Below are 26,576 nucleotides of genomic sequence, written 5' to 3'. Positions count from 1 at the left end.
TCAATTCCCCCGTATCTGTTCGACGGCGATAACGATTGCCTCCCGCTGGCCCGCAGCCCGGGTGAAGCTGAAGACAGGGGCCAACAATCCGGAATCGAGGGACGCCGCCAGCAGGGAAGCCCGCACGGCGATGAGCGGAAGCCGGCTTTCGGCGGCTAGGCCAACCATGTAGACGTTGTATTGCGCCGGTTCGAGTGCTTGGCTTGTCAGGAAGTCGGTGAACAGGTTAACTACTTTGTAGTTGTTGCCGGGGAAGGCCCAGTCCGACGGCGGGTACAACAGTTCCGCGGCCGGGTCGCCCTCGAGCTTCTGGTTCCCGTAAATTGTCGGTAGTTGGCCCGGACCGCCTTCGAATCTCCTGAAGTAGACGTCCACGGGTTCGGCCGCCGGCGGTATTTCCTTGACCTCGCAGCAGCTCCGGTGCACGAATGCCACCCACCCGTAGTCCGGTCCATCCGCCGGCGGTTGCGGGACGAGAATGTCCACCTCCGGCTGGTGCTTGGCTTCCGTCAACGGGATCCGGTCGCGGTGCTGGGACTCGTCCACGGCCACGGCCACGTAGTCGGCGCTGCAGGAGCGGAATCGGTAGTCCAGCCGATTGCCCAGCAGCAGCCGGACGGCGGATTCGACGTTGGGAGCGGCCTTGGGAATGGGCAGGTAGCCAGCCGGCGGGAGCTCTTCAAAGCCCATGGCACGCAGGGATTTGCCGGTCTTGACAGCTGTCAGCGGGAGGGCCTTGGCGGCCTTGGCCACCTTTTCCAGGAAGTCCTTCCCGAGAGCCGCCTCCTGGGTACGGGTCAGCTTCAGGCGCAGGGACAGTTCCCGCAGGGGTTCGAACGTCTTAAAGGCTTCGGCATCAAAGTCCAACTGGGCCAGCTCGGCCGCGTGGGCGGCCAGCTGCGCCTGGAACTGCAGGACCTGGGCCATGAAGATGCTCCACGGCCGCATCGACAGCCGGTTTTGCCAGACGTTTTTGGCCGGTGGTCCATCCATGTCCCGCCGGGCAGTCCAGACATCCAGCACCCATTTTCCGTCCACCGCCAGTAAGGCCGCGATCGGCACATGAGCTGGCTGCGCCGCCGGCGTTCCGGCATTCCAGTTCCAGCCGGTGACCGGGATAACCGGCTGACCACCGTCCGGCTGCAGCCACGGGTGGCCGTTTCTGCGCTCCTGATCGAAATATAAGGAGGCCAGCCGGTTGCGCCGCAGAACCGAGCTTGCCGTGCTGAGCCCTTCAAGGCTGCGCGCCACCAGTTCAACGGTGATGCCCTCGCCAATCCATGGCTGGATCGCGGAGCCGGAACCGGAACAGCCGTCACCGCAGACCTCGCCGTAGACCTTCTCGTGCCCGGAGGGCCACTCGGCCGGTCCCACCTCCACTACCAGGAAGCCGTTGCCGCTGCTGTCCAAGGCAGGGGGGTCCTTCAATTGCAGCACTGCCTCGGCGTTTGAGCGCAGCGGCCGGCCCTGCGGGTCGATTGCCAACCCCGGTTCAACCCGTAGATTCTCTCCGTCCAGGCTGACGGTGTACCCGTAGACGACGCCGCTGCCCGCGCCGGTTCCAATCATCTGAGCCAGCTCGCGGGCGTAGCTTTGGATGGCGTCGAGGTGCTCACCACGCAGGAACAGGCCGTCCTTGGGATTCAGCCGGGTAACGTCCCCGGGTACGGTGGGACCGGGTGTGCTGCCGGGCTCCTCAATCATGCCAGTCATGAGCCGGCCCTCCTGTCGAGAAGAGGATTGGAAAAGGTCAGTACGGCGTCATGGCCGCTCTCCGCCGTGCCGGGCGGTCCGCCCACCCTGCCGGCCAGCGGCACTCGGGGATCCTCGCCATAGACGGGTGTCGGGCCCGTGCCGCGGACGATCAGACGGACCAGGTCGTTGATGGGCCGGTCTGCGAGTTCAATGATGACGCGGTGTTCATTCGGCTCATATCGGACGGTGTCGATATCTTCCTCGACCCAGCCGCGTTCGGACAAGGAGGTGATCACGATGGCCCGGCGCAGGGACGCCGGAAGAACATCGGCGGTGACGGCGAAGCTCAGGCGGCGCCCCTGCTCGCTCAGCTCGGCCTCACCGGTGACGCGCGGGCCGCCGCCGTCGAGGGTCACGGCGGTGCCGATCAATCCCGGAGCCAGCCCGCACACCAGTTCCTGGATGACGCCGGCGGGCAGCAACACGTTCCGTACCGAGGTGTCCGGCACTTCCACGGTGACCTCTGCCGCGCCGTCGGCGTCGCGGATGCTGACGATGACGGCGGCCAGCACCACGCCTGCCTCGTCCACCTCCGCGGGGAAGAGGGTGGGATAGCAGTCCCCGGCTTGTTGCGCTGGCTCCAGCTCGATCTCATCCCTGGCCGCCAGCTGCCGGAACTCGGCCAGCAGTGCCCCGGCGCGCTGCTCCGGTGCTACACCGGCGGCCCGCTTACGGGCGGCGAGCGCTTCACGCCCGGCGCCGTCGTCGTTCAGCACCGGTTCCAGACCCAGCAGCACCCGGACCCGATGGTACCCGTACACCGCCGCGGGACCGGGCTTGGTGCGCAGACTGTACGTGACCTGTTCCCGGATCCGGGAGAACTCGTCGTGTTTACGCGTGACATCACACGGGTCCGCCAGAACCGGAACGGCGGCCGAGGGACAGGCGGAAAAGGCAGCGACCAGATAGGCATCAACGGTTTCCGTCGAGCAATCCGCGGAGTCTTTCAAACCGGCAGCGTCGAGCAGCTGACGTACGTCCAGGGTAACCGTGCAGTCCTGGTACAGCTCGCGGCCGGCGCCGTCCACCGCAAGACCGGGAAGGACCTTCAGATTCCGGGTTCCATCCCGGCGGACGTCGAGGCCGTGCACCACTCCGGCGCCATGCAGCCAAGCCTGGTGCAGCATCAGCTTGCCGCGCGGATTGGCCATCAGGGCATCGAAATCGTCCTCGCCCAGCAGCATGCCGTACGCGACCCGCAGGGCGACGAAGGGATTGGCCGGCACGTCCGCCGCCGCGCAGGAAGCACAGCCGCAGGCGGGGCCGTCGGTCGCTATGGACTCTGTCTTAGTCATTTCGTCTCCTCGGAGGTTCGCCGGGAAAGCGAAGCGCGGCCTTCGCATATTCCCGCTTCATGGCAGCCACCAGATGCGCCTGGCTGATCAAATCTTCCCCGGCGGCCGCCACGTACGCGGCGGCAATTGCCGCGTTGCGGATCCAGCCGCCGGGCACCGGATAGAGCCGGGCAAGCGCCGCCAGGTCTATGTCCCCTGCGACCGCGGCGAGGGGCAGATGCCGTGACCACAGCTCCGCCCGGCCGTCCGCATCCGGGACCGGGAATTCCACCACAAAGTCCATCCGGCGGATGAAGGCGGCGTCGATGTTCGAGCGCAGGTTGGTGGTGAGGATGACCAGACCGTCGAAACTGTCCAGCCGCTGGAGCAGGTAGGCGGTCTCCAGATTGGCGTAGCGGTCGTTGGCGTCGGAGATTTCGGTCCGGGTGCCAAAGAGCGCGTCCGCCTCATCCAGCAGCAGGACGGCCTGGGTGCGTTCGGCTGCGTCAAAGGCCGCGGCGAGATGCTTCTCGGTTTCGCCGAGCCATTTGGACACCAGCCGGGAAACGTCTACGAGCAGCAGATCGGTGGCGGCCGCGGTAGCGACGGCGTGGGCGGCGAGGGACTTGCCGGTGCCCGGCGGCCCCGTGAACAGCATCCGGGTTCCGCCGGTGGCATGTGCCCGGCCCCGCAATTCCCAGTCCTCGAGCACCACCGACTGGTAATCCAGCCGCGACACCGCATCGCGCAGCTGCCAGGCCCCTTCTGGTGGCAGCACCAGATGGTTCCACGGCACCGTCGGGCTGAGCAGCTGCACTCCCGGGGGCAGCGTGAGGCCGGCCCGCGCGCGGATCAGGGCGGTGATCTCCGCCAGCTCCGGTTGGCTGCCCTGGGCGAGGACGTCGACGGCGAGTTCGGCGATCAGGGCCGGGTCCAGCGGATGCCGGGCGGCGATGCCTGCGGACTGCCCGGACAGGTGCGGCAGGGCGGCGGCCCACGCGGACTGCTGGTCCCGGGCACCTACCGGGCCGGCATCGAGCGCCAGCATCGGGCGGCCGCCGGCGGCACGAACGGAGGTGCTGGCGGAACAGATCAGCACCGGCCCGGGAACGTCCCCCACAGCCAGCAGATCCGGCTCCGATTGCCCGACGGCGGCGAGAACCAGCAGCGGTACCGCGCCGCGCAGGGCCGCGTGCGCGGCCAGCAGTGCAATGCCTGCAGTATCCCCGGCCGTGACCCTGCCGGCGACAATCGATCTGCCGGCAGCATCGGCGACGGCGAGAGCGCGGCTGAGCATGATGCTTTCATGCGCACCGGTTACCAGGATGCTGCAGCCGGCGTCCGACTGCAGGGCGGCGACCGCGCGGCGGACACCGGGGCCGGTCAGCCAGCAGCCCAATCCGGGCGGGACGGTGCCAGTTTCCACACGCGGGAGCCCATCGGGCCACGCGTCGTGACCGTGCAGGGCCTCCCATAGACTGTCCGCGGCAATGAGCGACCGTTCGAAAAGGGTGCCGTTTCCGGCCAGCCGGAGCAGCCCATGGCGGACCGCTTCCCCGCTGCTGAGCAGCCGGCGCAGCGCCGGCCGTGCGTCCACCGCAGCAGCGGAACCAGCGCCTGCATGATCGGGAGCAGCAATATCGCAAGCAGCATCACCGGGAACCGCGGCCCCGGCCGACAGTAAGGTGTTGGTCAGGATGAGTGCCGCGAGCCCGGCGGTGGGACGGGGTTCGCCCTGCGGATGCAGGCCGCGGAAGGTCGCTGCAATTCCCTCGTGCTCCTCCGGCAGGCCCGCCAGCAGCAGCAGGTCGAGCTCCGGCGGCGTCAGAGCGAACCGTGCGGCGAGAGCATCAAGCGGTGCATCCACCAGGTCCAGCTGCGTCGAGGTGCTGTCGGCCCAACTACGGAAGAAGTCCGCCGCCTCGGCAGCGCCCGAGCCGGCACTGCCATGCAGCTCCAGCACGGCAGCGACATCGCGTGCGATCCGGGCGGTGCGCGATGTCAGATCCGCGCTGATAACCGTCCAAGGGGCCGCGGCAGCCTCCGGGCCTGCATGCCGTGATGCCCTGGACGCCCGTACGGATTCCGTTGCCGCGGTTTCCGTTGCCGCGGTTTCCGTCGGCGAAATCAGCTCACTCATAGACAAAGCGCACCACCACTCCCAGCCACGGGATCCAGCCCGGGTCGATGTCCAGGCCGGCGCGGCGCACATCCACGTCGACATCGCGCAGACTCAGATGCATTTCGATCCAGCCGGTCTGCGCCAGGACCTCGCCGCGGCGAAACGCGATCTCTGCGATGACGTCGAAGGGGTCATGGTGCGCACGCCCAAGCCTGCCTGCGGTGGCCTCCGCCCAGCGCGCGGCATAGTACTCCAAGGCCTGCTGCTCCAAGGCCTGCTGCTCCTCGCCGTGGCTGTCCGAGGTATGGCGCATCGAGTCGTGTTGCTCCAAGGTCATGACGCTCGCGGCGGAGGCCGCCTCTGCCGTTGCGTGCCGGTCACCATCGGGCGCTTCAGCGGTGGGCGTCAGCCCGGCGAGCGCCATGACCGCCGGGTCCTCCGGCGCCGCCGGGACCAGCAGCTGTCCAAGCCGGTGGATGATCCATCGCAGGGGCCGCGCTGCCAGGGCCGAATCGGCAAGCAGCAGGTCCGGGAAGCCGGCATCGCCGGCGGTGGCGAGCAGAAACGGCAGCCCCGCCCAGAGCGTCGGACTGCTGGCTTCAGCCGGGGAATCCGTGCGGTCCTCGTCTGTCGCGGCCTGACCCGCACCGGCGGCTGCTGGGCCCTCGGCTGCTGTCCCGTCGGTCGTGCCGTTGATGCCGGCAGTGCCGTTGATGCCGGCCGAACCGGCGTCGGCTGCGCTGCCGCGAAGGTCGGCTTCCGCGCCGGGAACGTCGCGCCCGGGCTTATCGGACAGCGGGGTGTTGCCGCGGGCGGACGTCCGCAGATCGTAGGCACCCGTGCCCGGGGATTCGGTGCTCCCGGGTTCAGCCGCCCTGACATCGGCACCCCTGTGGCCGGCACCCCCGGTGTCGGTGCGGCTGACGGCGTATTGCCCCGTTCCAGAGGCCGCGCCGATGGGTCCGGCCGCGGGCCCGGCACGGGAGGTGCCGCCGAGACCCTGGCCAGCAGTGGCGGGGGCCAGGAAGCGCGATGCCAGCGACCGGAGGATTTCAGCTGCGTCCGGTCGGCGCAGCAATCCGGGGTCCGCCTCGGCCGCGGCAAGCAGCGCCCACGCCGCGGCGGTCGGGATGTCCGGCCGGAGCCCGCTTCGGAGCATGGCCCCCGCCAACCGCGAGCACCGGGCGAGACCAAGCGCCTGTGCCTCCGCCAGCCCTGCGGTAGCCCTCTGAGCCTCCTCAAGTTGTGAGCCGGCCTGCCGCGCCTCAGCGCTCTGTGCGTCCACCGTCTGTGCGTCCGCTACTTGCTCGGATCGGGGTACCGGAAACGGGACCGGATGGCCGGAACCGGACGTTGTCCCGGCCGCACCTCTACTGTGATCGGGGCGCGGTACCTCGGTACCTCGGGCCGCGTTAGGACCACGGCGGCCGGCCCCGCCGGCGCCTGAAGTTCCCGGAGTGTCCCTTCCCGCGGTGCCATTACCCGTGGTGCCTGTCGCGGTGAAGAGCAATGATTCAATCGCGGCGGCTGGCCATGGCGCTCCAGCCGCTGCTGCGACGATGACCGCCAGATCAAACCAGCCTCGTCCGGCAAGCAGACGGTGCAGCGGTGCGGCACCGTTCGTCTCTACCGTCGTAACTATGGCGGACAGGGCCTGTTCCGGCCGGCGCCGCAGCACGGCCAGCAGCGCCGGTCCCGGCGCGCCGGCCGGATCCGGGTCCTCGGGCAGCAGCAGCCCGAGCTGCCGCCAAGCCCAGGCATGGTCCGTCCGTCCGGCGGCCAGTGACGCCGCCAGATCATTGAACGCGTCGGTGATCCGCGGGAAGTGCAGCACGTCGTCGGAGCCAGAGCCGATCCGCTGGCTCAGTTCCTGCACCACGGCCTGCGCCCATTGGGTTTCCAGCACCGGTCCTGGCCGCGCTGGATCCAGCCCCACACGGAGGTCCAAACGGCGCAGGCACCATTCACCGTCGGGAAAGTCCGCCGTCCCCATTATCTCCTCGAGCCGACGGTCCCCAAGATGGGCCAGCATGTCCTGCATCCGCGACGGCAGGTTCCCGGCGCCCGCAACGGAGCCGTCGTCGTCGTAGTTCCCTGCCGCGGCGGTAGCACTCAGCGTGCCGATGAACAGCTCGGTCATCCGACCCTCACCTGCCCCGCTCTCGAGGTCTCGCCCAGCCGGGAACCCGTGGCGTGCGTACCGACGACGCCGTCGCCGCCAACGCGGAACCGGCCCAGCACAGCGGGCGCCCAACGGGCGTCCGGACCGACGAACGAGGTCAGGCTCACGTGCAGCCGCTGCCCCACCCGCATGCCGGCTCCGAGTTCGCAGAGCTCATACATCGTGTGGGCGGGGCGGTGCACTTCGGCGATTCCATGCACTACCTGGCGCTGCTCCGGGGTAAGTTCGCCGGGGATCAGCAGTGTGAAGCGGTGCGCGGCGAGCTGGAAGGAATCCTGTACGTTGGCACGGCGCGACGAAGGCGGCACGCTGCCGGTGGAGGAGTTGTCCAGGGCGGGGACGGTTGGGGTCCCGGACCCAGCGGACGTAGCGGACATAGTGGATGCCGCGGGAGCGGACCCGCCGATTGAGAAGCGGCCCAGCATGCCGGTGGCCCGGGCGTTTCCGCCGACCGCGGGCGCGGGCGGGCCGGCCGGTGGATTCCCCAGCACCATGCCACCGAGACCGCGCAGCTGCCACGCCTCGATGATCACCGGGGCCCTGCCCAGATAGAGTTCGAGGATCCGGATCAGGGCGGCGCGGGTGCCACGCCGGGCAAATAGGCGGTAGGCCTCGGCAATCAGGGAGCGGCGGGCAGGTTCGGGCCAGCGGCGGTCCAGGACGAGTCCGGCAAAGCCGGCCAGCCAAGGCAGTGCCTCCTGGGGAGTGGTGTGCGGGTCCAGCAGGATGGCCCGCTCGGCCGCCCGCCAGTCCAGCTCATACAGGGTCCCCTCCAGCGGTGCCAGGAAACGGTGCATGAAGTCCGTGTCCCCGTCGTCCCGGGACCAGGCACGGGGCAGACTGCTCAGCAGTTGGTGACCGGGCCGTTCGATCCGGACGGCACGGATCCGCGGGCTGGTCTGCACGGTGCCGGCCAGGTGCATTTCCAGCCACAAATACCTGCCCGGTGCCGCATTGACCTGGGATTCATAGGTTTCGAAACCGTCCTCCGGGGAGATCTGCTGCCACGGCTGTTCGCGTCCCGTCGGCCGCCGGAAAAGAGTGCTGTTCCGCTCCACCGCGGCCAGCAGGCTCTGCGATGGCAGCGGCGGAGTCAGCTCCGGGTGCGGGACGGTGCGGGCGCCGCGGCCCGGTGCGGATGCTTCCAGTGGATCGAGTACATCCTCGTCGTCGCTGGTCAGGAAGCGCAGGGTCGTGTTGGTCCCGGCCGGCATGCAGGCATCCAAAAATACCCGGCCCCACCGGGTGCGGTAACGGCCGCTGTCCAGCCGGTAGGTCACCACCGTGCCATCCGGTTCGTGCCGGGCCGCGGAACCCGCGGTGGTGGCGAAGCCCGCCGGGGTGGTAAAGACGATGCGACCCGCCGGCGAGACGGCCACGGCACCGCCGTCAAAAGCCGGCGCGGACGCAGGCTCGAGCTCCAGCCAGCCGTCGTCGTCGTGCTGGAACCGCCGGAACGACAGACCGGGCGCCCGGGCGACCACCAGCAGTCCCTGCGCAGTGCTGGCGATGGCGGTGGCGCCGTCCACCTCCAGCTGTACCGTGCCGTCCGGGGACGCGATGACGCCGTGGCCGCCGCCGCGCCACAGCACCAGCAGGCCGGCGGCCAGCCTGTCCGGGACCAGACCGGTGCGGCAGCCCGGATTAATCAGCGCCGGGCCGGGGCGGGGGGAGCGACGGCCCTCAAGGAAGACCAGGGAATCCGGATGGTGCAGCAGCACCGCAACCCGGCCGCAGTCCGGCGCAGCATCCACCGGCCGGCGGCGTCCCATCGGCACCCGCCGCAGCAGCCGCTGGGCCCAAAGATCCACCACCAGCACCGAGCGGGTGGCCGGTTCCACCACATACAGACGCTGCGCCCGGTCCACGGCCAGACCGGCGGGGTGGCCCAGCACGCCGGCGCAGGGGGAAGCAGCCGGTGTGTTCTCCGATGCGCTGTCCGCATCGTAGACGTCGACTCTTCCCTCGGCCGGCCGGGAGCGGTAGGCCCGGCACCAGCGGTCAAAGGCGAGTCCGGCCGGTTCGGTGTGCGGTGGTTCGGTGTGCGCTGATCCGCAGCCGCCGGATTCGGCGTGCTCTGTTGCGGCTTGCCGGCATGCCGTGGCCGGGCAATAATCCGTGGCCGGTTCCGCGGCGTCCTCCGCCCAGTCCAGAACGACGCCGCCGCCGGGCAGCAGCGCGGTATGGGAGTGGGCGCAGCGGGCCCACTGGTCCGGCTGGACCAGCAGACTAAGCGAACGGTCCCCGTACATCAGCACACCTCCGGGGGTAGAGGCACCGGGACTTTCGGTGCCGGGGCGGGAGCGTACTCGGTGCCCACCGGCAGCGGTGTGCCGGACACGACCGTGATGGCCGCCAGCTCCGGCAGCTGCCACGGCAACAGATCGATGCGCGGCTGCTCCGTCCGCGGTGCGTCCGGGGAGGCCAGCAGCAGATCCTCCAGGTATTCGACGCCTTCCACCTGGACTGCGATAGCCTCAAGCTCCGCCCGGCGGATGGTCCGGCCCAGCGGCCAGCCGCCGCCGTCGGGCCCGTAGGGGGGAAGCGGTGCGAGGTATTGGCGCAGGATCAGCTCCACCCAGCGGCGGACGGCGTCCACCTGGTAACCGGCGCGGACCTGGACGCCAACGGAAACGCTGATCCGCACGTACTCCGGCGGAATCACGTAAAGCTCCGTGGTGACCAGGCGACGGGCGTCCAGATAGCGGGCCACCCGGCGCAGCAGGCCAAGATCCGGCATCGGGGCCGCCGGGTTCCTCAGGTCAAACTCCGGGAAGACCATCACGCTCACCACACCCGCCGCAGGTACGGTCGGATTGTCCGGGTGCAGCAGCGGCAGCGTTTCGGCCCGCTGCACGCCGGACACCTGCAGCGCAAGGTCCCGGAAGTCAGCGCCGATCACCGCGCGGTCGTGGCGGTGCACCTCTGCGGGGATCGCATCCATCGCCTCGTCGATGCGCACGCCGTCGGCGCCGCCCGCGGCCGGCAGCGGATTGGCCACCTTCACCCCGGCCGTGCCCGGCAGCGCGGACACGGCCCCTGCCGCGACATTGCCGGCCGACCCGCCGCCGTACTGGTAGGCAAGCACCCGGATGCGCTCACCGATCTGTGGCACCCGGGCCCGCCCGAAGGATACCGAGCCGTGGTCATAGTCCACCAGGTAGTGCCTGTCTCCGGCACCGCTGCCGGAGAAGTTCTCCACCTCCAGCCAGGACGTCCAGCCGGCGGGCTCCTCCACCTCCAGCACCATGCTGCCGGGCACCACCGGGTGATGGTTCAGCGGCAGCTGCTGGTCGCCGTCGCCTGTCCCGTTGCCCAGCAGTTCCGCCGCAGCGGTCCGCGACGCGATGGCCTGAACAGCGTTGATGCCCACCCAGCGGACCCGATGAATGGAATCATTGGCGTCGGCGTTCTCCGGACGGCAGACCTGGATCCACGCGATCACGTTCTGGGCGAGTTTGGTGTCCTCCAGCGGCGGCGGGCTGTCCTGACCGCCCGACGACGGCGCAGTGACGGTCGGCAGGCCGGCGGGCAGTGCCAGCTTCACAACGCCGCTGCTCACCAGGCCTTTGGTGGTATCACCGAGGACCTGAAGCTCCTGGAAGGCCGGCGTTTCCGCTCCGCCCGGGCTGCCATTGCCCCCCTTGCCACCTGCGCCGCCCTTGCTGCCCGCGGGCGTCTTGGGCGGACCGTTCCAGAGCCGCCAGAGCATCGGGGGAGGGCTGGAGGTGAGCCCGTCCGAGCGGAAGGCCGCGGCGCCGTCGGCTTTCAGTGCCTCCAGCTGCACCGGCTCCGCAATGGTTTCATCGAAGGCGACCCCGATGAACAGCGTCCGGCCGGCGAGTTTCTCCACGTCCGTGGTGTCCTTGCGCAGCAGCGCGATCCACAGCGACCGGTCCGCCTGCGCGCTGACATCCACCGAGACGGCGTCCGCCGCCAAGGGATCCGCCGAAACCACTGTGGTGCGGTAGAACTGCGCCGTCGCCTTCTTTGCCTTAGCCCGTGCCAGCGCGTCCTCGCTGCTGTCATGACCGGTTTTTGTGTCCGCCGGATCCTCCGGCGTCTTGCCCGCGGCCACCAGGTCCAGCGGCCACGCGTACACCTCGTCCTGCGTCTGGAAGGACACCGCCCCGGCAGCGGCCTCGGAACCCTGCAGGATCTGGACACCCTCCGCGCGCTCGGTTGATACCGCCAGCAGCGTCAGCGCCGATTGCGCCGGGCGGGGCCTGACCCCCAGCATGCGCAGAAACTCGATCCGGGCGGCGTCGGGAATCTGGTTGAACCGGTACAGCAGTGACTCGCCGAGGTAGGCGAAGAGTTCCACGAGCGCGATACCCGGATCGCTCTCATTGTGGTTGGTCCACTCCGGCGCATAGACCGGGATGCGGCGGATCAGCTCATCGCGCAGTTGCTCGTAGGAGCGGTTGTCCAGAATCGGGCTGATCAGTGCCATCGGATCGCTACTTCAAATAGAACGGGTAAACCAGGTTGTCCGGCCGGAGATCGGCCAGACGCACGTAGGAGATTTCTATCCATACCAGGGAAGGATCCTCCCCGGGCGTCACCGCGACGTTCACCAGCCGGACCCGCGGCTCCCACAGCGAGAGCGAGGAGATAATGTCCTGTTCCATCGAGGTGCGTGTGCTCAGCGTGTTCGGTTCCATCAGGTAGCGCAGCAGCCCGCAGCCGAAGGAGGGGACCATAATGCGCTCGCCGGGTTGCGTGTCCAAAATGGTGGCAATGGACGCCCGGATCAGTTCCATGCCACCGAGGTACTCGAGGCCTCCCGTCACCACGGCCGGGCGCAGCGGGAAGCGCAGTCCCACTCCGGTCCACTGGTCCGCGATGTCCGCAGTTGCTCCGTTCGTCATGGGTCTATGCTGCGGCGCAGGCGTCACGACGGCGTTGCGGATGCCTTTAGATGAATTCGCCGGCGTAGGGATCAGTCAGAGTATGAGGACTCGAACCGCCCCGACGCGGGGTTCCAGCGCAGCGTATCCCGATGCTTGGCGAGCCACCGGCGGGCAGCCGCAGGATTTTCCAGCACGGTGGCTTCCGTCGGCAGCAGAGCGTCCAGCGACCGGGCCAGAACCCGGGCGGGATGGCCGGGCTCGGGCAGGTAGGTCAAGACGTCCTCTGCCACATCCAGATCGCCGAATGTCAGCCGCGCAACGGCCATCACGAACCGTTCAATACCCTGCGATCGCGTGTATGCGGCTAGAAGATATCGGTGCAGTTCGTCGTCGTCGCGCGGGGCGTTGGGCATTCCGGAACGAATAATCCGCCGCCATTCCTCCGCCGGGGATGTCATGGCGTTGCCGGAGGGACTGCCAGAGACGGACCCGCTGCCGGATAGTCGAACTGCAGTGGAGGCGCAACATTGCCTGGAAGTTGGCGGACGACCATTCCATTTGGTAACTGATGGAATATCACCCATTCCTGCTCGAGGGCCGACTGGGCCCCCCAGCCGGCCTTTCCGACCGGAATGGCGAGGCCCTTGGGAATCCGCAGGACATAGATGACGCCGGTTGGCTGGGCAAAGTCAGCAGCGATGTTCGGCAGGCGGGTGGTTGGAATACCGACCCCGCCTAAGGGCTGGCCTGCCATGCCTGGCGGCGCGCTGAACGACGGGACCGGCTGGTTATTCCATTTGGCCGTCAGCCCCGCTATTTCCAGATCGCTCATGCCCTGTGCCTTCATGGCGTCATACATGGACCGGGAGGCGGCGACTCCACCGGAGCGTGCCACCGGGCTGAGAATCTCCGCTGTCGCCGCGGTTTGTCCCCGATATAGGACTTGGAATTGCCTCATGTCTGCCCAGCGTAGCGCCACCCGTCCGACCAGGCCCGGCTGCTGGAGGAGTAAAAGCTCGGCCTCGGGTATCGGACCTTGCAGTGCGCGTTGCCCCAGCCGCGCGGCAACTGCCAGATCGGAGGTGGTAATGGCGCGCGTCGCAGCGGTATCGAGCAGGCCCGGTGCCGCGCCTGCGACCGTGACGGCGGCCATGGTCATGTTGAACACGCCCGACGCCATCATGGCGGTGCCGCTATCCTGCTGGTCACGGGTGAAAACACTGTTGGCGCCTATGCCGAGATTGTAGGCTGACCCTGTCTTGAAGGTGTTGTAACCCTGTGTGAACTGAATTGCGGCGAGCGCCAAAACCAGCGGTGGAAAGAGAATTGACAGGAGAGCCAGGATAATTGTTCCTGCGATCTTCAGGATGGACCATCGATGCTCTGACGCGATGTCATCTTTGACTGCCTGCTGGACCTCGGCATCGGTGCTGGGGAGGAGATCCTGCAACACTGGGCCAAGCTGCAGGTAACTGATATCACCGTTGGCGATCCGTCGAATTAATTCCGCGTATGACCAGCGCCGATGATCCAACTTGGCCAGAATGGTCTCCTTGAGTTGACCTGGTGTCAGACCGCTCCGCAGACTAAATACATCGTCCGGAATGATCCTGTAACCTTGGTCCCCCAGAGGTGCCACGATAGGTCGGATGGCCGCGATGGCAGCCAAGGTCCGGGCAGAACTCTCCCCGGTTATGCCGCTGTACATGCCGATCGGGCTCGAGTTCAGCCCGGCGGCATCTGACAATCGATCAGCCGGTGTCAGCCATGCCGGACCTGTATGGGACTCGTCGCCCGCCATTTGATCAGCTCGGACAAGCTCGTGGCAGCCCGTGCATGCCCGCCATTGGCCGCGGACTTGGTGCTCCCAGACATTGCGGCGGTATGGATTGGGGTCCGCGCTCCAGTTTGAGAACGCGGTCAGGCCGCCGGTGGTGGTAGCCGTTGCATGAAGATCTGACGCCGATTGGGCAAGCACCTGGGTTTGCAGCGCTTCCGCGGGCAGTCGGTCGACGATAAGTGAACGCCATTGGGCCAGGTTTTCGATGTTTTGCAGAAGCCGGTGGCGTGCCGACAACAGAACGCCTTGCTGAAATCGGAGGTGTCTATGTTGGACAGTACTTCCCACCCCGAAGATGGTCTGGCCGCTCACTAAGCGGTGGACCTGTTCTTCCTGCAGGATGCTCTGATTTGAGCGTGCCGCTTCAAATTCAGCGGCGCCAGCGGGCAGCACGGCCAGATGGGCGCCGAGGATCTGGAGCTGTTCTGCCAACGCCGCATCTGTGAGGCTGCGGGCAAACTGAGGCGTGATCGACATGGTGCGGATATCGCCGCCGAATCCACGCAGTCGGCCGGCTCGGTCTGCGTGAACACTGGTCGGTGATCCCGCCGCGGCCACTGATGCGGCACGCTCGGCTTCGGCCTCGGCATCTGCTGTCGTCGCTGTGCTGCCGGCAGAACCCCCCTGCTGCTGTACAACATGGGCAAGCTCATGACCCAGAAGGTGTCGCCCCGCCAACGATGCCGGATCAAAGCGCCCAGCACCAAAGATGATGTGTAGTCCCGAGGTGAAAGCCTGTGCGCCAAGGCCGGCCGCGGACAGCTGGGCCGGGCCGTCAGTATGGAGCCGAACGCCGCTCAAATCCGAGTTCAGACCACGTTCGTAGTGTTCTTTTGTCGCAGTATCCAGAGGACGGCCCTCTGACTTTTGTTCCGCATCCTGATACGCCAGCATGGCCAGAGCCTAACGCGGGCCCGTCACCGTACTGTCTTCGGAGCACTCCAGCGCCCTCGCCGGCGGTTGGGCGATCAAGTGGTAGGCGGCGGCCAGGGACTCTCGAGCACCACCAACGGCCGGAGGCTAGTTGACTTTAACCACCACGGAATTGAGCCGGCTCTTGATCGTGTCGCACATGGCCGGCGAGTAGTAACCCGGAACCCGGGGCGGCTTCCCCGCCAGCAGATCCGCCTTAACCCCGTCGAGGGCCGCCTCCATGTTGGCAATGATCGACTTACGGGTCAGCGGAGAGTCACTGAAGACCCACTTGAGCGGCATCGTCTCGCCCACCCCGTTGTTGAGGTAGTCCTGCAGGATCTGTTTGAGGAACGTCCGCGAGGATATCGACTTCCAGACGTACCAGTCCTTGAATTCATAGAGCGTCCCGGACATCAGGGTGTCCCACCGGCGGTTGTCGGGCTGCCCAGCATCCTCGTCTTTGGCTTCAAAGGACACGTCCGACCAGTCGCCGTAGGTCGCAATATAGCGCAGCACCCAGGTGGCCCCCTGAAGTTTCCTGCCGCCGATCTTCAGGTCTGTCAGCACCGCCCCCCAGTTGACGGCCCGGGCAAGGATCATGGTCTCGATGTATTCCAGCAGGTCGACGACGTCTCCCTCGGCGCTCGGCGGGTGGTTGTCCACGATTCTGCGCAGCACCGTCGCGGAGACACCCATGTCCAGGATCCGCCCGACTCGTGCGGCGATGAGGGCGTCGTCGGCAAGTTTCGGGAACTTGTTCAGCACCGTCTTGGGATTCGTCGGATCCACGCTGACCGCCGCGAGCCCGACGGCAAGGTCGGTCGTCCGATAGCGGGTGCCGTAGTCCGCAATGAGCTGCGCCAGATTGTGGAACCCGGGCACGGAGGGGGTCAGATACCTGGATCCCTTCTCGACCTTCTCGGCCGCGTCCAACACCTGCCGGGCCTGGGCGGCGATCTTGTCCAGATCCGACAGCCGCGTGTCCCGCTCCAACACGGAAAGGGCGGCATCCTTGCGGACATTCTTCCGCGCACGTGAAATCCTGTTCAACAGCCGCTCAGGTCCGGTGCTCTCCATCTGAAGATCCGGTGGTTCCAGCAGCGACAACCGCAGCGTATGCGACGCCCAGTACATGCTGAAGGGTTCTTCCAACTGGGCGGAAGTGTGCGCACCGGAGGCCACCGGGCCAGGGGGCGGCGGCGCGTCCGGGTTGACCACCTCGCTCGTGGTGTCGGCGGCAACCGGCGTCTTGCCTTCGTAGCCCTTCTGGGTCACCGTTTCGCCGCGAACGACGGCGGCGGCGAAAGTGCCGGCGTCGAAGCTGACCTTGTCGAAGCTGACCTCGATGCTACTGTCTTTGTTCTTCCCGAAAACGTACTCAAAGTTCAGCTTTGCGCCGGCCTGTCCCAGCGTGTAGGTCTGGTCGATGAGGTGGATGTTGGGCCGCCAGAAGCCGAGGACATCACCGCGAAGCTTGAGCTGCAGATCGAGAATGAGTGCCGCGGCGGCGGCCAGACTCCCCCGGAGGTAGTACTCTGCCTCACCCGGAGGAGCCGTGGAGGCGCGGCGTCCCGCAGCCGCTGCGGCCTCCGCGTACATTTGCAGCTCCAGCGTGCCCTGCCCGGTGAGTTTCGCCTCGGCGACCTTCTTCAGGTGAACGGCATACGCGGACAGGCCGATGTTTGCTTCGAGCCGAAGTCCGGCGGCCGCCGGTGAACTAATGGTTCCGGCCAGTTCGAAACGGTTCACGATGGCGGGATGGTTGGAGATCAGCCCGGTAACGCGGATGTCGTGCAATGTTCCGGGGCCGAACCAACCGTACGAATAGAGCTGGGCCTCGGCTTCGATCCGAACGTCTCCAATCAGCGGTAGGCCAGCGACGACCTCGGTGAGGGACCCGCCGGCCCCCGGGACTTCGCGCTCCTTCGCCTGCTTCCGGAAGAGCGGGATAATCTTCGTGGGCAGGATTTCCCCCCGGGCGGTGACCCAGCCCTCCGGGTGCACGATCACCTCGGCGTTTCCGGTCATCCACTCGGAAAGCTCGAAGTCCAGTTGGCCGAAACCCGCGATGGCGATGCCCTCTCCCGGCGCCGCCGGTTCAATGCTGGCCGGAGCATCAGGTCCGAGCCGGTCGGTGACCGCCTGCCGGGCCGTCTCAAGGCTGCCGACGACGATAGTTACCGTCCCGCGGATCCGCGGGTTCGAGCGGCTGTAGCCGGCGGTACCGCGAACGTCGAACGATCCGTTGCCCAGCGTGGCGGTCAGTTCTCCGGAGATTTTCGAGCCGCTCTTTCCGCCCAGCGTGCGCTCGTAGCGCCACGTCTTGCTGCCAAATATCAGGTTCTCCAGGCCGTTAGGACGCTTGACCGGAACGGTCGCTCCCTTGGGCAGCCCTGTCAGCGGTACATCGATGGTGGCGTCGAAGTCGTAATTTTCATCGCTGACCCGGATCCGGCCGCTCCCCGAAAACGGTCCCGAGTCGAAGGTGAGATGCGGCGCCTCGTAGCTGAATCGGCCGTTCCACAGGACGTCAGTAATCGGCCCGTCGATCTTCAGGTTCGTGAATGCGGACAATCCGCCAAAGAGCATTTCCAACGGCACATGGGACCTGAATTGGGACGGATCGTTAGCCCATGCGGCGGCGGTGATCCAGCCCATTGCACCGCCGACCACCGAGTCGCGGACCTCGATCCACAGGGTTGGTTTTGCCAGTCCGGCGACGGGAAACGCCGGATGGGTCATGGGAATGCCCCAGGCCGGGAAATTCTTCGCCGGGGGCGGGGTCATGAAGCCGGTATCGCTCCACACGATGGGGAGGAAGCCTTCGGCAAGCTCACCAAAGCGGACATGGACCAGGAGCGTGTCGCCCGCTTTGTCCTTGATTGCCTGCGCCAGCGCGGGCGACGGGGCCAGCAGCGGTTTGCCCTTCAGCTCGATGACCTCCGGTCCGGGCTGTGACACGGGGGTGGGCGCCGGCGGGGCAAACGATCCGCTCGCACCCCCGCCCCCCGACGAGCCGCCGCCGAACGATCTGCCCGCGCCGCCGCCGCCGAATTGTCCGCCGCCAAAACCGCCGGCGAAGGGAGCGTCGGGGTCAACCGGATCCCGGTATACGGTGGAGGAGGAGCCTGCCCCGGCATTCTGGACGACGTGCGCCAGTTCGTGGGCCAGCAGGCGTTGGCCCGTGGGGGAGTCCGGGCGGTAGCGGCCGGCCGCGAACCCGATGTCTGATCCAACAGTGAAGGCCTTTGCTCCCAGCGCATTGGCTGCGCCGATCGCGTTCCCTTCGGTGTGGACCTGAACTCCGAGGAAATCCGCGCCGAACTTCGGTTCCATAAGGTCGCGCGTGCGACGGTCCAGCGACTGGCCGGCGGACAGCTGAAAGTTCCCAAGCGTCGTTGGGGATCGCGCGGCGGCAGCGTCAACCTCAGAATTCTGCGGTGCGGCCGCCGTCGAGTCCGCTCCGAGGGATGAATGCATCAACCGATCGGCCGCCTTCCCCGCTTCCCGCTCCTTAGCGTCCTGCGGTCCGCTGACGGCGAAGCTTGTCATGGCGTTGCCTTCACGGTGAGGCGCACAGCGGGTCGGCCGGTTTTGTCTCGACCGGCGGCGGTGCCGGCTTGACGGCATCGGCCGGATCGTTGGCGGCGACCATGGCACCAGTCAGTGCCGCATCGTTGCTGAAGACTTTGACCCCGCTGAGGGGGGCCTTGACGTCATCGAGCTGCTTCGCCCAGCCCGGCGACCTGTCGGTGTCAGCGAGCACCTTACTCTCGGTGCCGAAGGCGGCGTCGAACTTCATCGAGAATTCTGCGTCCGCTTCAGCTGCGGCGAGCAGCTTGCCCTGGGCGAAGAAGGCCGCCATCACAGAGAAGGAGATCGAGGGCGGGATGCAGAACCGCAGGGCGAGCAGCCACCACAGCTGGAAGGCAAAAATTACGATCGGCAGGAACATCAGGAAGAGGAAGAAAGCAACCATGAAGAACAGTTCAAAGGCGAAGGTGCAGATCCCGCCGCCGCCGCCGATCTTCCCGGTTCCGGACTTCGGGATGCCGTTGAAAGGATTGAACACGAACTGGGACTGCGGCGGAGTAATCATGCGCGCCCCTCCCGGTCCTTGTGGTTGCCCGGCGTGGGCCGCGAGCCTGCGCAGATCGGGGAGGGTGATGGAGACGACGTGGTTCTTGGTTCCATCGGGGTCAAAGGGCGCGGCCAGCCGGAACGGCTCGCTGGGCTCGCCCCACCATATTTTTGGCGGGCAGCCTTCCTGGCCGCGCGGCGCGGGCTGCCGGACGAAGCACTGCAGCTCGTAGATTCCATGGTCGTCCAGCTTGGGCTGAACCTTCTTGTCCCCGTCCACCCAATGGGCTCCCGAGAACGTGGGGATGATGCCGAACCAGAGGGAGCGGGTTCGGGCTTGTGCACAGTCTTCCTCGCGCGGGGGCAGCCGCCACAGCGGGAAGTCTTCCTCGGCGTCCGGCGACCGGTCCGGTCCGGGCGGGGTGCCCAAAGTCCGCCACTGACCGCTGCCGGCGCCGTCGACCATCCAGGCCTGCGCATCCGTGTGGCCGCCGACCTCAGCCAGCAGGTCGGCGTTGTCTTCCGCAAAGCGACGGTGCCACGCGGCGTCGGCCCACCATACGTCGCGGATGTCGGCGTCGGGCTCCTGATCGGCATCGAAGCTGATATCTTCGGACTTCGCCATCTCCACCAGCAGGTTGCGCGCCAGCCGACGCACCGGCTTGCGCTGGCCGGTCACGGAGGTGTGCTGGCGGCGCATCACCATCCGGACCTCAATGTCGGTGTGCGAGCCGGCGCGCGGCAAGCCGGGGGCATCACAGAACACCTCGACGACGACGGCGTAGAACCGCTCGTGCGTGGGCTGATAGAGCTTGCGCAGCTTGGTGTGCAGCAGCCGGCTGGTCGCCAGCCGTTCGCGTCCCTTCGCGGAGAGGGATGGAGTATTGGGGACCGGGTAGCTCCAGAAGTCGTCCTGGCTCGCCTTGAGTGAGTCACGCGGGTCACGCATCAGCGTGTTCTTCACGAATTGCGCATTGTTGTACATCTGGATCTGTGGCCGGAGCGCCCGCCGGTCACGCAGACCGAAAGCTGGCTGGCGCTCGCGGACATACCAGGGGGCGCGCAACACGAAACCGTCATGGCCGCTCATAACAAGTTGCCTACTCCCACTGTGTACATCGGCGAAACCACGCAAACCTGGGCGAGCAGGTTCTGGCAGACAATGTTTTGGCTGAATGTTGCGGTGGGCGTCGTCACATCAACCGCCGGAGCGGTGATTTCCACCGAGCTATTGGCCTTGATCTCGATCGACCCCGCCGCCGTCATCCGCAGCACGCAACCGTTCGCGTGCTGGATGGTGACCTCCTGGGTCGCATCGTTCAGGACCACCCGGTGCCCGGCCCTCATGGTGATGCTCACTTTCAGCGCACCTGCTGTGTCGTCGAACTCAAGCCGGCTGTCCCCCCGGGAACGTAACATCCGGATGTTGTTCGCCGCCTCTGGGGCGTGTGGCAACGCGGCCTGGCCATTCCACGCGGACCCGACTATATAGGGCCGGCGCCAGTTGCCGGCCTCGAAGGCGGCCACCACCTCGCTGCCCACTTCCGGCAGAATGGCCAGCCCTTGGTCCTTGTCCGCATAGGGCGTGCAAAGCGTGGCCCAAGCCCTGACGTCGCGGTCGCCCTCCGTACCGAGGGTGGGAAACCTGATCTCGATGCGTCCAAGTTTTTCCTTATCCACGATGTCCGTCACCAGAGCGGGGTAGACACCGAAGTAGCCGGGCGCGGAGCCGTCCACCGGATTGGGTAGCGTCATCAGGAGGCCTCGTTTACTGTTGCGCGTTCGGCCTCGAACCGGGTCCTTAGTCCGTGCTCGTGCTCGAAGATGTGATGTACCCAAGTCACGTAGTAGCCCGTCCCGTCAAAGGGCGGACCTACGGATTGCAGCGACAGATTGCTGCCCACCACCATGTCCGGAGATCCCCGGGTGGTGCCGACGGCGGTGACAAAACTGCGACCGCGGCGCAGCATCTCAGCCTTAGCCCAGGCTCTGGCCTCGTCGGCGTTCAAGGCCGTCTCGCGGACCCGCAGGGAGACGCTGGCGCCGAGGGCTTTCTCCAGGACCCGTGGTCCGGTCAGGCCGCGGGCGGCTTCGCCTTCGACGACGTCGACGCCGGCGCTTTCGTTGATGACGGCGCGGGTGGAGGCGTCGTATCCGGTCACCACCACCTCGCTGCGTTGGTGGGCCAGATCCGCGCGCAGCCTGACGGAAAGGAGTTCGTTGCCTTGCACCAGCGTCAGCGCCGTGCCCTGGCGCCGTGTCCGGAGGGTGAAATGCAGCTTCCGCCCCGTGCACCAGACTTCAGCCTGCAACAGGCGGCCCCGTTCACGCAGGAACGCCAGATCGCTCTGGTTGACCTGCTGGACCACGTCGTAGCGCGGTCCTTCGGCGGCGATATCGGTCTGCAGCCCGTGCTCGGTGGCGATTTGTTCGGCGATGTCTGCGTCCGTGACGTTCCTATAAGTGCGCATTCGTCGGGTCATGCGCAGCCGCATCAGTGCATCCTCCGCGTACACCACCACCCGTGGCGGCTCGCTGTCCGGATAGACTGCCTCGAGGCCGGAGATGGTGCCGTCGAACACGGTGCGCTGCGCGGTCGACGGTCCGAGGCTGACCTCGATGGATTTTCCGAAATCCACACTCTGGCCGTCCAGATACAGCATTTTCGACGGCGGACCGGTAGCCCCGGGGCCGACGGCGATGAAATGGGCCTGCAGGGTGCGCAGCCCTTCGCAGCCTTCTGCAACCTCCAGCCTGACGCAGTCGCGGGCGAGGCTTCCCGCCAGTTCACCGTTGACGGTAAACACGGGGGAGACGATGCCCAGCAGCGGTTCAGTCATCGAAGCCCTCGGACGCCGTGCGCCAGCCCAGCACCTCAGCGGTGCGCCGGATCTCGTCCCAGCGCTCCTGCCCCGCAGCCGGGGACGCATGCGGGGCTGCCGCCGCGTGGGTACCGGAGCCGGATGCTGCGGCGACGTCCGTATGCACTTCGCCGATATGTACGCCCATTCGTGCTCACCTCCCGGGTTTCCACTTCATGGTGCCCGGCCAGCGTCACGGCCGCGTTGCTGACCGTCGGCGAACGACCGCTCCGCCGAGATCCCGGGCAGCTGCGACCATGGAGCGGCGCCGGCCGTGCTGCCGGACGCCAGATCGCGCTCGCTGGCGCGGGCTTGGACGACGGCGGCCGACCCGCCTGCCGCGGCGGCAACCACCGTGCCGCTGCTGGCGGGGGTGGGGGTGAGCGTGCGTGCACGTGCTCGCAGCGGGATGGACATTCCGTAGGTCTGTGTCCTGGGATCGACGGGTTGCACGCCGTACGGTGCGGAACCGCCCACCGAAGCGGAACCACCCACCGAAGCGGAACCACCCACCGAAGCGGAACCACCCACCGAAGCGGAACCACCCACAGCGGTGGAAATTCCGGCCGAAACGGAACCGCCCGTAGGGCTCGAAGACAACGCCCCGGCGGCAGCGGTGCCAGTAGGGACGTCGAATGCCGCCCTGGCCGATGCGACCTGCAGTGCGGCCCGGGCGGACAGGACGCTGTTCAAGGATGCGGCGACGCCGCCACCGGCGGCAAGGGCAAATCCCGCTGCCGTCTGCCCGGCCGCAGCGATTCCCGTCCCCGCCCCGGATCCTGCGCCGGCGCTGAACCCCACTCCGGCACTGGCCCCTGCCCCTGCCCCGAATCCCACCGAGGGGCTGACACCGGCGCTGAATCCGGCTCCGACACCAAATCCGGCGCCTATCTCCGCTCTTGCGCTCAAGCCCAGCGCCGCACCTAACGATGCCGTGCCGCCCAGCTGGACCCCGGCGGCAAATCCAACGGACATGCCGATGCCCGCACCGGCTGACAGCCCGGCGCTGAGCTGGACCTGGGCGCCGGCCGCCAATGACAGCGGACTGTCCAGCCCTTCCATGGCCGCCCGCCAGGTGGCCGGGTCCGCACCCTGCCGGGCGAGCAGTTGCTGCAGGCTTTCGCCGCCCTGGGCGACGGCGGCGCTGGTGGGATTGGGAGCCGGCGGTGCGCCCGGACCGGTGGCGGCACCGGCGCCGCCCGGGGGTGTGGCCGCCTTGGCATCCAGGACTGCCGGACCGATGAAGCTGGCCTCCCAGCGGGGATCCTGCTCCGTGATGGAGACGGAGATCTTGGCCCGCAGGGGACGGCCCTCGGGCGAAAAATAGTCCAGATCCTCGGTGAGTGAATTGACAATGCCGCTGAAATGAAAGGTACCCCAAACGAAACGGATGGGTGGGGGAGGCTCCTTGGGAGTATTCGGATTTGGTTCCACGAATTGCCGGATTTGGAGCGTTTTGGTGCGTACATCCACCGCGTTACCGGACTTGTCACCCTCGGAGGTGTCATATTCCAGGTCGAACGTCAGGATCGCGGACTGCGTGGAGGGGTTCTGCCGGGCCTGCGTGCGGGTAGTTGATCCGCCCTTGTCAACATTGTTCTGCCGCGAAATCTTCAACGAGGTGGGATTGAACTGCACCGCGAAGGAAGATGCTCCTTTCTCCGGTCTCACCGTGGAGTGAGCGTTCGGGCCCTTCCCCTCGGTCTTCTCAAGCCGGACCAAAATGGCTTTGGCCAAAGTGGCGCTCATGGGATCAGCCCCAACCGCAAACCCTCGTGCGCAATGTGGAGCTCTTCGACGGCTATCTCGCCGGTCTTGGCGTTTAGCGTCGGGCCCGCAACTTTCAGCGGCAGGCCTCGCTCGAAGATCCACCGCGCCAACGGCCGCAGCCCCGTGGCGTCATCGACCCTGATTTCACCGTCATAGCGGGCCACCGGCAGGGCACCACTGACCATGGACGTCAGCCAGTGCCAGAACTCGTTGTTGACCTCCCCGCTGCCGCCGGCGAGCATGCCCCGCTTGAGGACCAGCGGCGAAAGCTTGACGCGCCCGACCCGGCGGACCACGCCGTCGTTCCGGCCGCCTTCCAGAAATTCGCGCACGTCCGCCTCCAGCACCAGCCCGCTGCATTCGGCGAAACCGCCGTCCACGCAGATGGCCGGAACCTTTGTACCCGGGGCGCTGGGAGTGAGGGTTACGTGGAACCTAAAGGTCTGTAGCAGCTCAGGCATGGCCGCCCTCCTGCTCCGGCCCGGCCACGAGCACTGCACCGTCCACATCCTGCGAAATCCGCAGCAACAGATATTCCAGTGGGAATGCGGGGGCTACGCCAATTTCCGCGACCAGCCGCCCCAGGCCCTGAGATTGCGGCGGGTTGAGGCCGTCGTCGCACTGCACAAAGAATGACTCCGCCTCCGTGCCGCCGGCAAAGGCCCCGCGCCGATGCTGGTCTTGCAGGAATGCGGTCAGCATCCGGGTCAGCGTGGCCCGTAGCTGGGGGGTGTTGGGTTCGAAGACCAGCCACTGCGCCTGGCGTTCCAAGGTCAGCACAAGCATGGTCATCAGCCGGCGGACGCTGAGCTGGACGTATTCAGGATCGGTGGACAGGGTTCGGGCGGCGCTGAGCCGGATGCCGTCCCGTTCCTGGCGGTAGACGTTGATTCCCTGCAGATGGAGCGCGTCGTGCGTGGCATCAGTGACGACGTCGGCGCTGAGCACGGCGCCGGCCGCCAGGGCGTTGGCCGGTCCCCAGGAGAGACCGAGCTGGCGCTCGCGTGCGGCGATGATGCCCGCGGCGAAGGACGACGGCGGCACCTGGACCAGGGCGGGCCGTCCTGGTCCTACCCGGGGGACGCCAAGCCAGGGAAAGTAGGCGGCGGCGTAGCTGCTGTCGAACCCGGTGCGCCAGTCGTGGATCTGCCGTAGCGACAGCCCCGCCGGTTCGTCCAGCAACGCGACAAAGCGGTGCCGCAGCTCCGCCACTTGTACCAGGCGCAGTTGTCGCCGGATGATCTCGGCCAGGTCCCCCGGGTCGCGGGCGTCAAGCCCCGGCTGCACGTCGTCCGTGGGGGCGTAGTCGGGGTCCTGTTGCGCCGTATCCCGGCCACCGCAGGGGTCCTCGCGTCCGCAGGAACAGGAGGCGGCGTGCTGGACCGGGACGGGCACGGGCACCTCGGGGGCGGGTGGAGCCGCGCGCCAATACAGGTCAGGCGCGCACAGCAGTCCGATTCGCGATTCGCGACCCATGGCATCCACGCCCCGGTGAACGGCCTCATCGAGGGAATCCTGGTCCGCCGGCCCGTCATCGTAGAAGCTGCGGAAATCGATCCCCGAGCTGCGGTCCTCGCCGGGGTGAACCGGCAGCACCGGGATGTCGTCCAGCTGCAGATTCGGTAGGGCGTCGTTCCAGCCCCAGTTACCGGTGGCCCGCAGGAGCAGCGAGTCGCTGGCAAGAACCTCCGGCAAAAACCGCCGATGGTCCGGTCCCAGGCCCAACCCGGTGAGTCGTTCGCTTTGCCCGGCGCCGGTTGCGGCGGCCTCCAGCACGGCGGTGACCACGTCCACCCGAAGGGACCCGCCGGCAGGTGCCGTCAGGGGTGCCGCCAGGACGGCGGACCGTCCGCCCGCGTGCGGGTCCGTCCGGCGCTCGCCCGCCACCCAGCCTAAGCTGGGGAGCCCCGGCGGATCGAGTGGCCGCAGCCGCAGCAGGGACCACGGCGCCAGGACAGCCCCGGCTGGGAGCCTGATCCCGCCGTCGTCGTCCAGGGTCGCGTCAAAGGACTGCAACACCTCGAAACCGAGGCGGATCCGCAACCCGGTGCCCCATGTTCCTTCGCTGGCGGCCGCCAGCCCGGGGCTCTCTGGCAGCGATCCGCTGGAGTTGGGGGTCCCGAGGCCGATGCTAAAGGATGCGGTGGCCGCTTCGGCGTCATCGCCGGTCCAATCCGGCGCGGGAGCGACGCGCAGCACCCACGCGCGCTCCCCGCCCTGGGCGAAGAAGGCCTGCACGGCATAGGGCAGCAACCGGTCCGGCGTCTGTGCCTCCCTTTCGAATGCGCCGAAGTTTCGGACATAGTCGGACCAGCTCGCCACCAGGACGGGCGTGTCGACGGGCCCCCGGAGGGCGACTCCAACGAAACCGGTTTCATCCAGGCGCACGGGTTCGAAGCCCGGCTCCTGCCGTGCTTCGCGGCTGCCCAACGGGTAAATGCCCGGGTGGCCCAACTGCAGGCCGGTGGTCATGTGGACTGGTAGTCAATGCTTTCGGCGACCAGATGCAGCTCTTCCATGGCTACCTCACCGCCTCCCTTGCCGGTCAGGCTGGGACCCACCCATTTCTTCGGTTGGGCGTCGCGCAGGATCCAGCTGCAGACTGCGGTACGGCGCTCGTCCAGCAGCGTGATGGTGACGGTCCGATGCTGGATTTCACCTCTGCTGGTGGCCTGGAGCCAGCTGAACAGGCGCAGGTCGCCGATCACTCCGCGCTTGAGAGTCACATCGTCGACGCTGTTGACGTTGGGCACCTTGCGGACGTGGTTGTCCGCATCATTGCCGTTGCGGTATTCGGAGTATTTGATTTCGTTGCCGAGCCCGGTCACATCGGAGAAGCCGCCAACAATCAACTCTTCGCCGCCGGCATCACCGAGCTTGACCATGAAGTTGAACGCCCCATACGGATTATTTCGAATTACCAT

At 67.2% G+C, this 26,576-nt stretch carries 18 protein-coding genes; all 18 read right to left on the bottom strand.

The annotated features are described in order from the left end of the window. The 18 genes from IV500_RS00600 to IV500_RS00515 all read right to left on the bottom strand — a co-directional run bounded on the left by IV500_RS00600 (position 1) and on the right by IV500_RS00515 (position 26,576). The gene (locus IV500_RS00600; RefSeq protein ID WP_196394886.1) at positions 1–1,713 is read right to left on the bottom strand and encodes a hypothetical protein; all 1,713 of its coding nucleotides are present in this window, start codon (positions 1,711–1,713) and stop codon (positions 1–3) included. Then, complete coding sequence (locus IV500_RS00595; protein ID WP_196394885.1) at positions 1,710–3,050, bottom strand: hypothetical protein; 1,341 nt, start codon at positions 3,048–3,050, stop codon at positions 1,710–1,712. Before IV500_RS00595 ends, IV500_RS00600 begins: the two co-directional genes overlap by 4 nt. Next, complete coding sequence (locus IV500_RS00590) at positions 3,043–5,169, bottom strand: ATP-binding protein (RefSeq protein ID WP_196394884.1); 2,127 nt, start codon at positions 5,167–5,169, stop codon at positions 3,043–3,045. Before IV500_RS00590 ends, IV500_RS00595 begins: the two co-directional genes overlap by 8 nt. Next, positions 5,162–7,291: a hypothetical protein gene (locus IV500_RS00585; RefSeq protein WP_196394883.1), complete on the bottom strand. Its 2,130-nt coding sequence runs from the start codon at positions 7,289–7,291 to the stop codon at positions 5,162–5,164. The genes IV500_RS00590 and IV500_RS00585 overlap by 8 nt, the downstream gene beginning before the upstream one ends. After that, positions 7,288–9,585: a phage tail protein I gene (locus IV500_RS00580; RefSeq protein WP_196394882.1), complete on the bottom strand. Its 2,298-nt coding sequence runs from the start codon at positions 9,583–9,585 to the stop codon at positions 7,288–7,290. The genes IV500_RS00585 and IV500_RS00580 overlap by 4 nt, the downstream gene beginning before the upstream one ends. Then, the gene (locus IV500_RS00575) at positions 9,585–11,786 is read right to left on the bottom strand and encodes a putative baseplate assembly protein (protein WP_196394881.1); all 2,202 of its coding nucleotides are present in this window, start codon (positions 11,784–11,786) and stop codon (positions 9,585–9,587) included. The genes IV500_RS00580 and IV500_RS00575 overlap by 1 nt, the downstream gene beginning before the upstream one ends. Before the next feature lie 7 nt (positions 11,787–11,793). Beyond that, the gene (locus tag IV500_RS00570; RefSeq protein ID WP_196394880.1) at positions 11,794–12,204 is read right to left on the bottom strand and encodes a GPW/gp25 family protein; all 411 of its coding nucleotides are present in this window, start codon (positions 12,202–12,204) and stop codon (positions 11,794–11,796) included. A gap of 71 nt (positions 12,205–12,275) precedes the next feature. Beyond that, positions 12,276–12,644, bottom strand: coding sequence for a hypothetical protein (locus tag IV500_RS00565; RefSeq protein WP_196394879.1), 369 nt, complete (start codon positions 12,642–12,644; stop codon positions 12,276–12,278). Then, complete coding sequence (locus IV500_RS00560; RefSeq protein ID WP_196394878.1) at positions 12,641–14,920, bottom strand: eCIS core domain-containing protein; 2,280 nt, start codon at positions 14,918–14,920, stop codon at positions 12,641–12,643. The genes IV500_RS00565 and IV500_RS00560 overlap by 4 nt, the downstream gene beginning before the upstream one ends. Before the next feature lie 126 nt (positions 14,921–15,046). Further along, positions 15,047–18,493: an eCIS core domain-containing protein gene (locus IV500_RS00555; RefSeq protein WP_196394877.1), complete on the bottom strand. Its 3,447-nt coding sequence runs from the start codon at positions 18,491–18,493 to the stop codon at positions 15,047–15,049. Positions 18,494–18,503: 10 nt separating this feature from the next. Further along, positions 18,504–20,111 carry a hypothetical protein gene (locus IV500_RS00550; RefSeq protein WP_196394876.1) on the bottom strand — a complete coding sequence of 536 codons (1,608 nt, stop codon included), beginning with the start codon at positions 20,109–20,111 and terminating at the stop codon, positions 18,504–18,506. Next, positions 20,108–20,776, bottom strand: a complete 669-nt coding sequence (locus tag IV500_RS00545) for a phage baseplate assembly protein V (RefSeq protein WP_230854291.1) — start codon at positions 20,774–20,776, stop codon at positions 20,108–20,110. The genes IV500_RS00550 and IV500_RS00545 overlap by 4 nt, the downstream gene beginning before the upstream one ends. After that, a complete protein-coding gene (locus tag IV500_RS00540; RefSeq protein ID WP_196394875.1) occupies positions 20,776–21,861 on the bottom strand; it encodes a phage late control D family protein in 1,086 nt (361 codons plus the stop codon). The genes IV500_RS00545 and IV500_RS00540 overlap by 1 nt, the downstream gene beginning before the upstream one ends. After that, on the bottom strand, positions 21,854–22,030 hold the full coding sequence (locus IV500_RS00535) for a hypothetical protein (RefSeq protein WP_196394874.1): 177 nt from the start codon (positions 22,028–22,030) through the stop codon (positions 21,854–21,856). Before IV500_RS00535 ends, IV500_RS00540 begins: the two co-directional genes overlap by 8 nt. 26 nt (positions 22,031–22,056) lie before the next feature. Further along, positions 22,057–23,631, bottom strand: coding sequence for a CIS tube protein (locus tag IV500_RS21830; protein ID WP_196394873.1), 1,575 nt, complete (start codon positions 23,629–23,631; stop codon positions 22,057–22,059). After that, positions 23,628–24,113, bottom strand: coding sequence for a phage tail protein (locus IV500_RS00525; protein ID WP_196394872.1), 486 nt, complete (start codon positions 24,111–24,113; stop codon positions 23,628–23,630). Before IV500_RS00525 ends, IV500_RS21830 begins: the two co-directional genes overlap by 4 nt. Then, on the bottom strand, positions 24,106–26,124 hold the full coding sequence (locus IV500_RS00520; RefSeq protein WP_196394871.1) for a phage tail sheath C-terminal domain-containing protein: 2,019 nt from the start codon (positions 26,122–26,124) through the stop codon (positions 24,106–24,108). Before IV500_RS00520 ends, IV500_RS00525 begins: the two co-directional genes overlap by 8 nt. Then, positions 26,121–26,576 (bottom strand): phage tail protein, encoded by a 456-nt coding sequence (locus IV500_RS00515; protein WP_196394870.1) that lies wholly within the window; start codon positions 26,574–26,576, stop codon positions 26,121–26,123. The genes IV500_RS00520 and IV500_RS00515 overlap by 4 nt, the downstream gene beginning before the upstream one ends.

Source organism: Arthrobacter terrae, assembly GCF_015708085.1.
Lineage (GTDB): Bacteria > Actinomycetota > Actinomycetes > Actinomycetales > Micrococcaceae > Arthrobacter_M > Arthrobacter_M terrae.
Note: the sequence above shows the minus strand (reverse complement) of the source record. Positions and strands in the feature narration are given on the sequence as shown.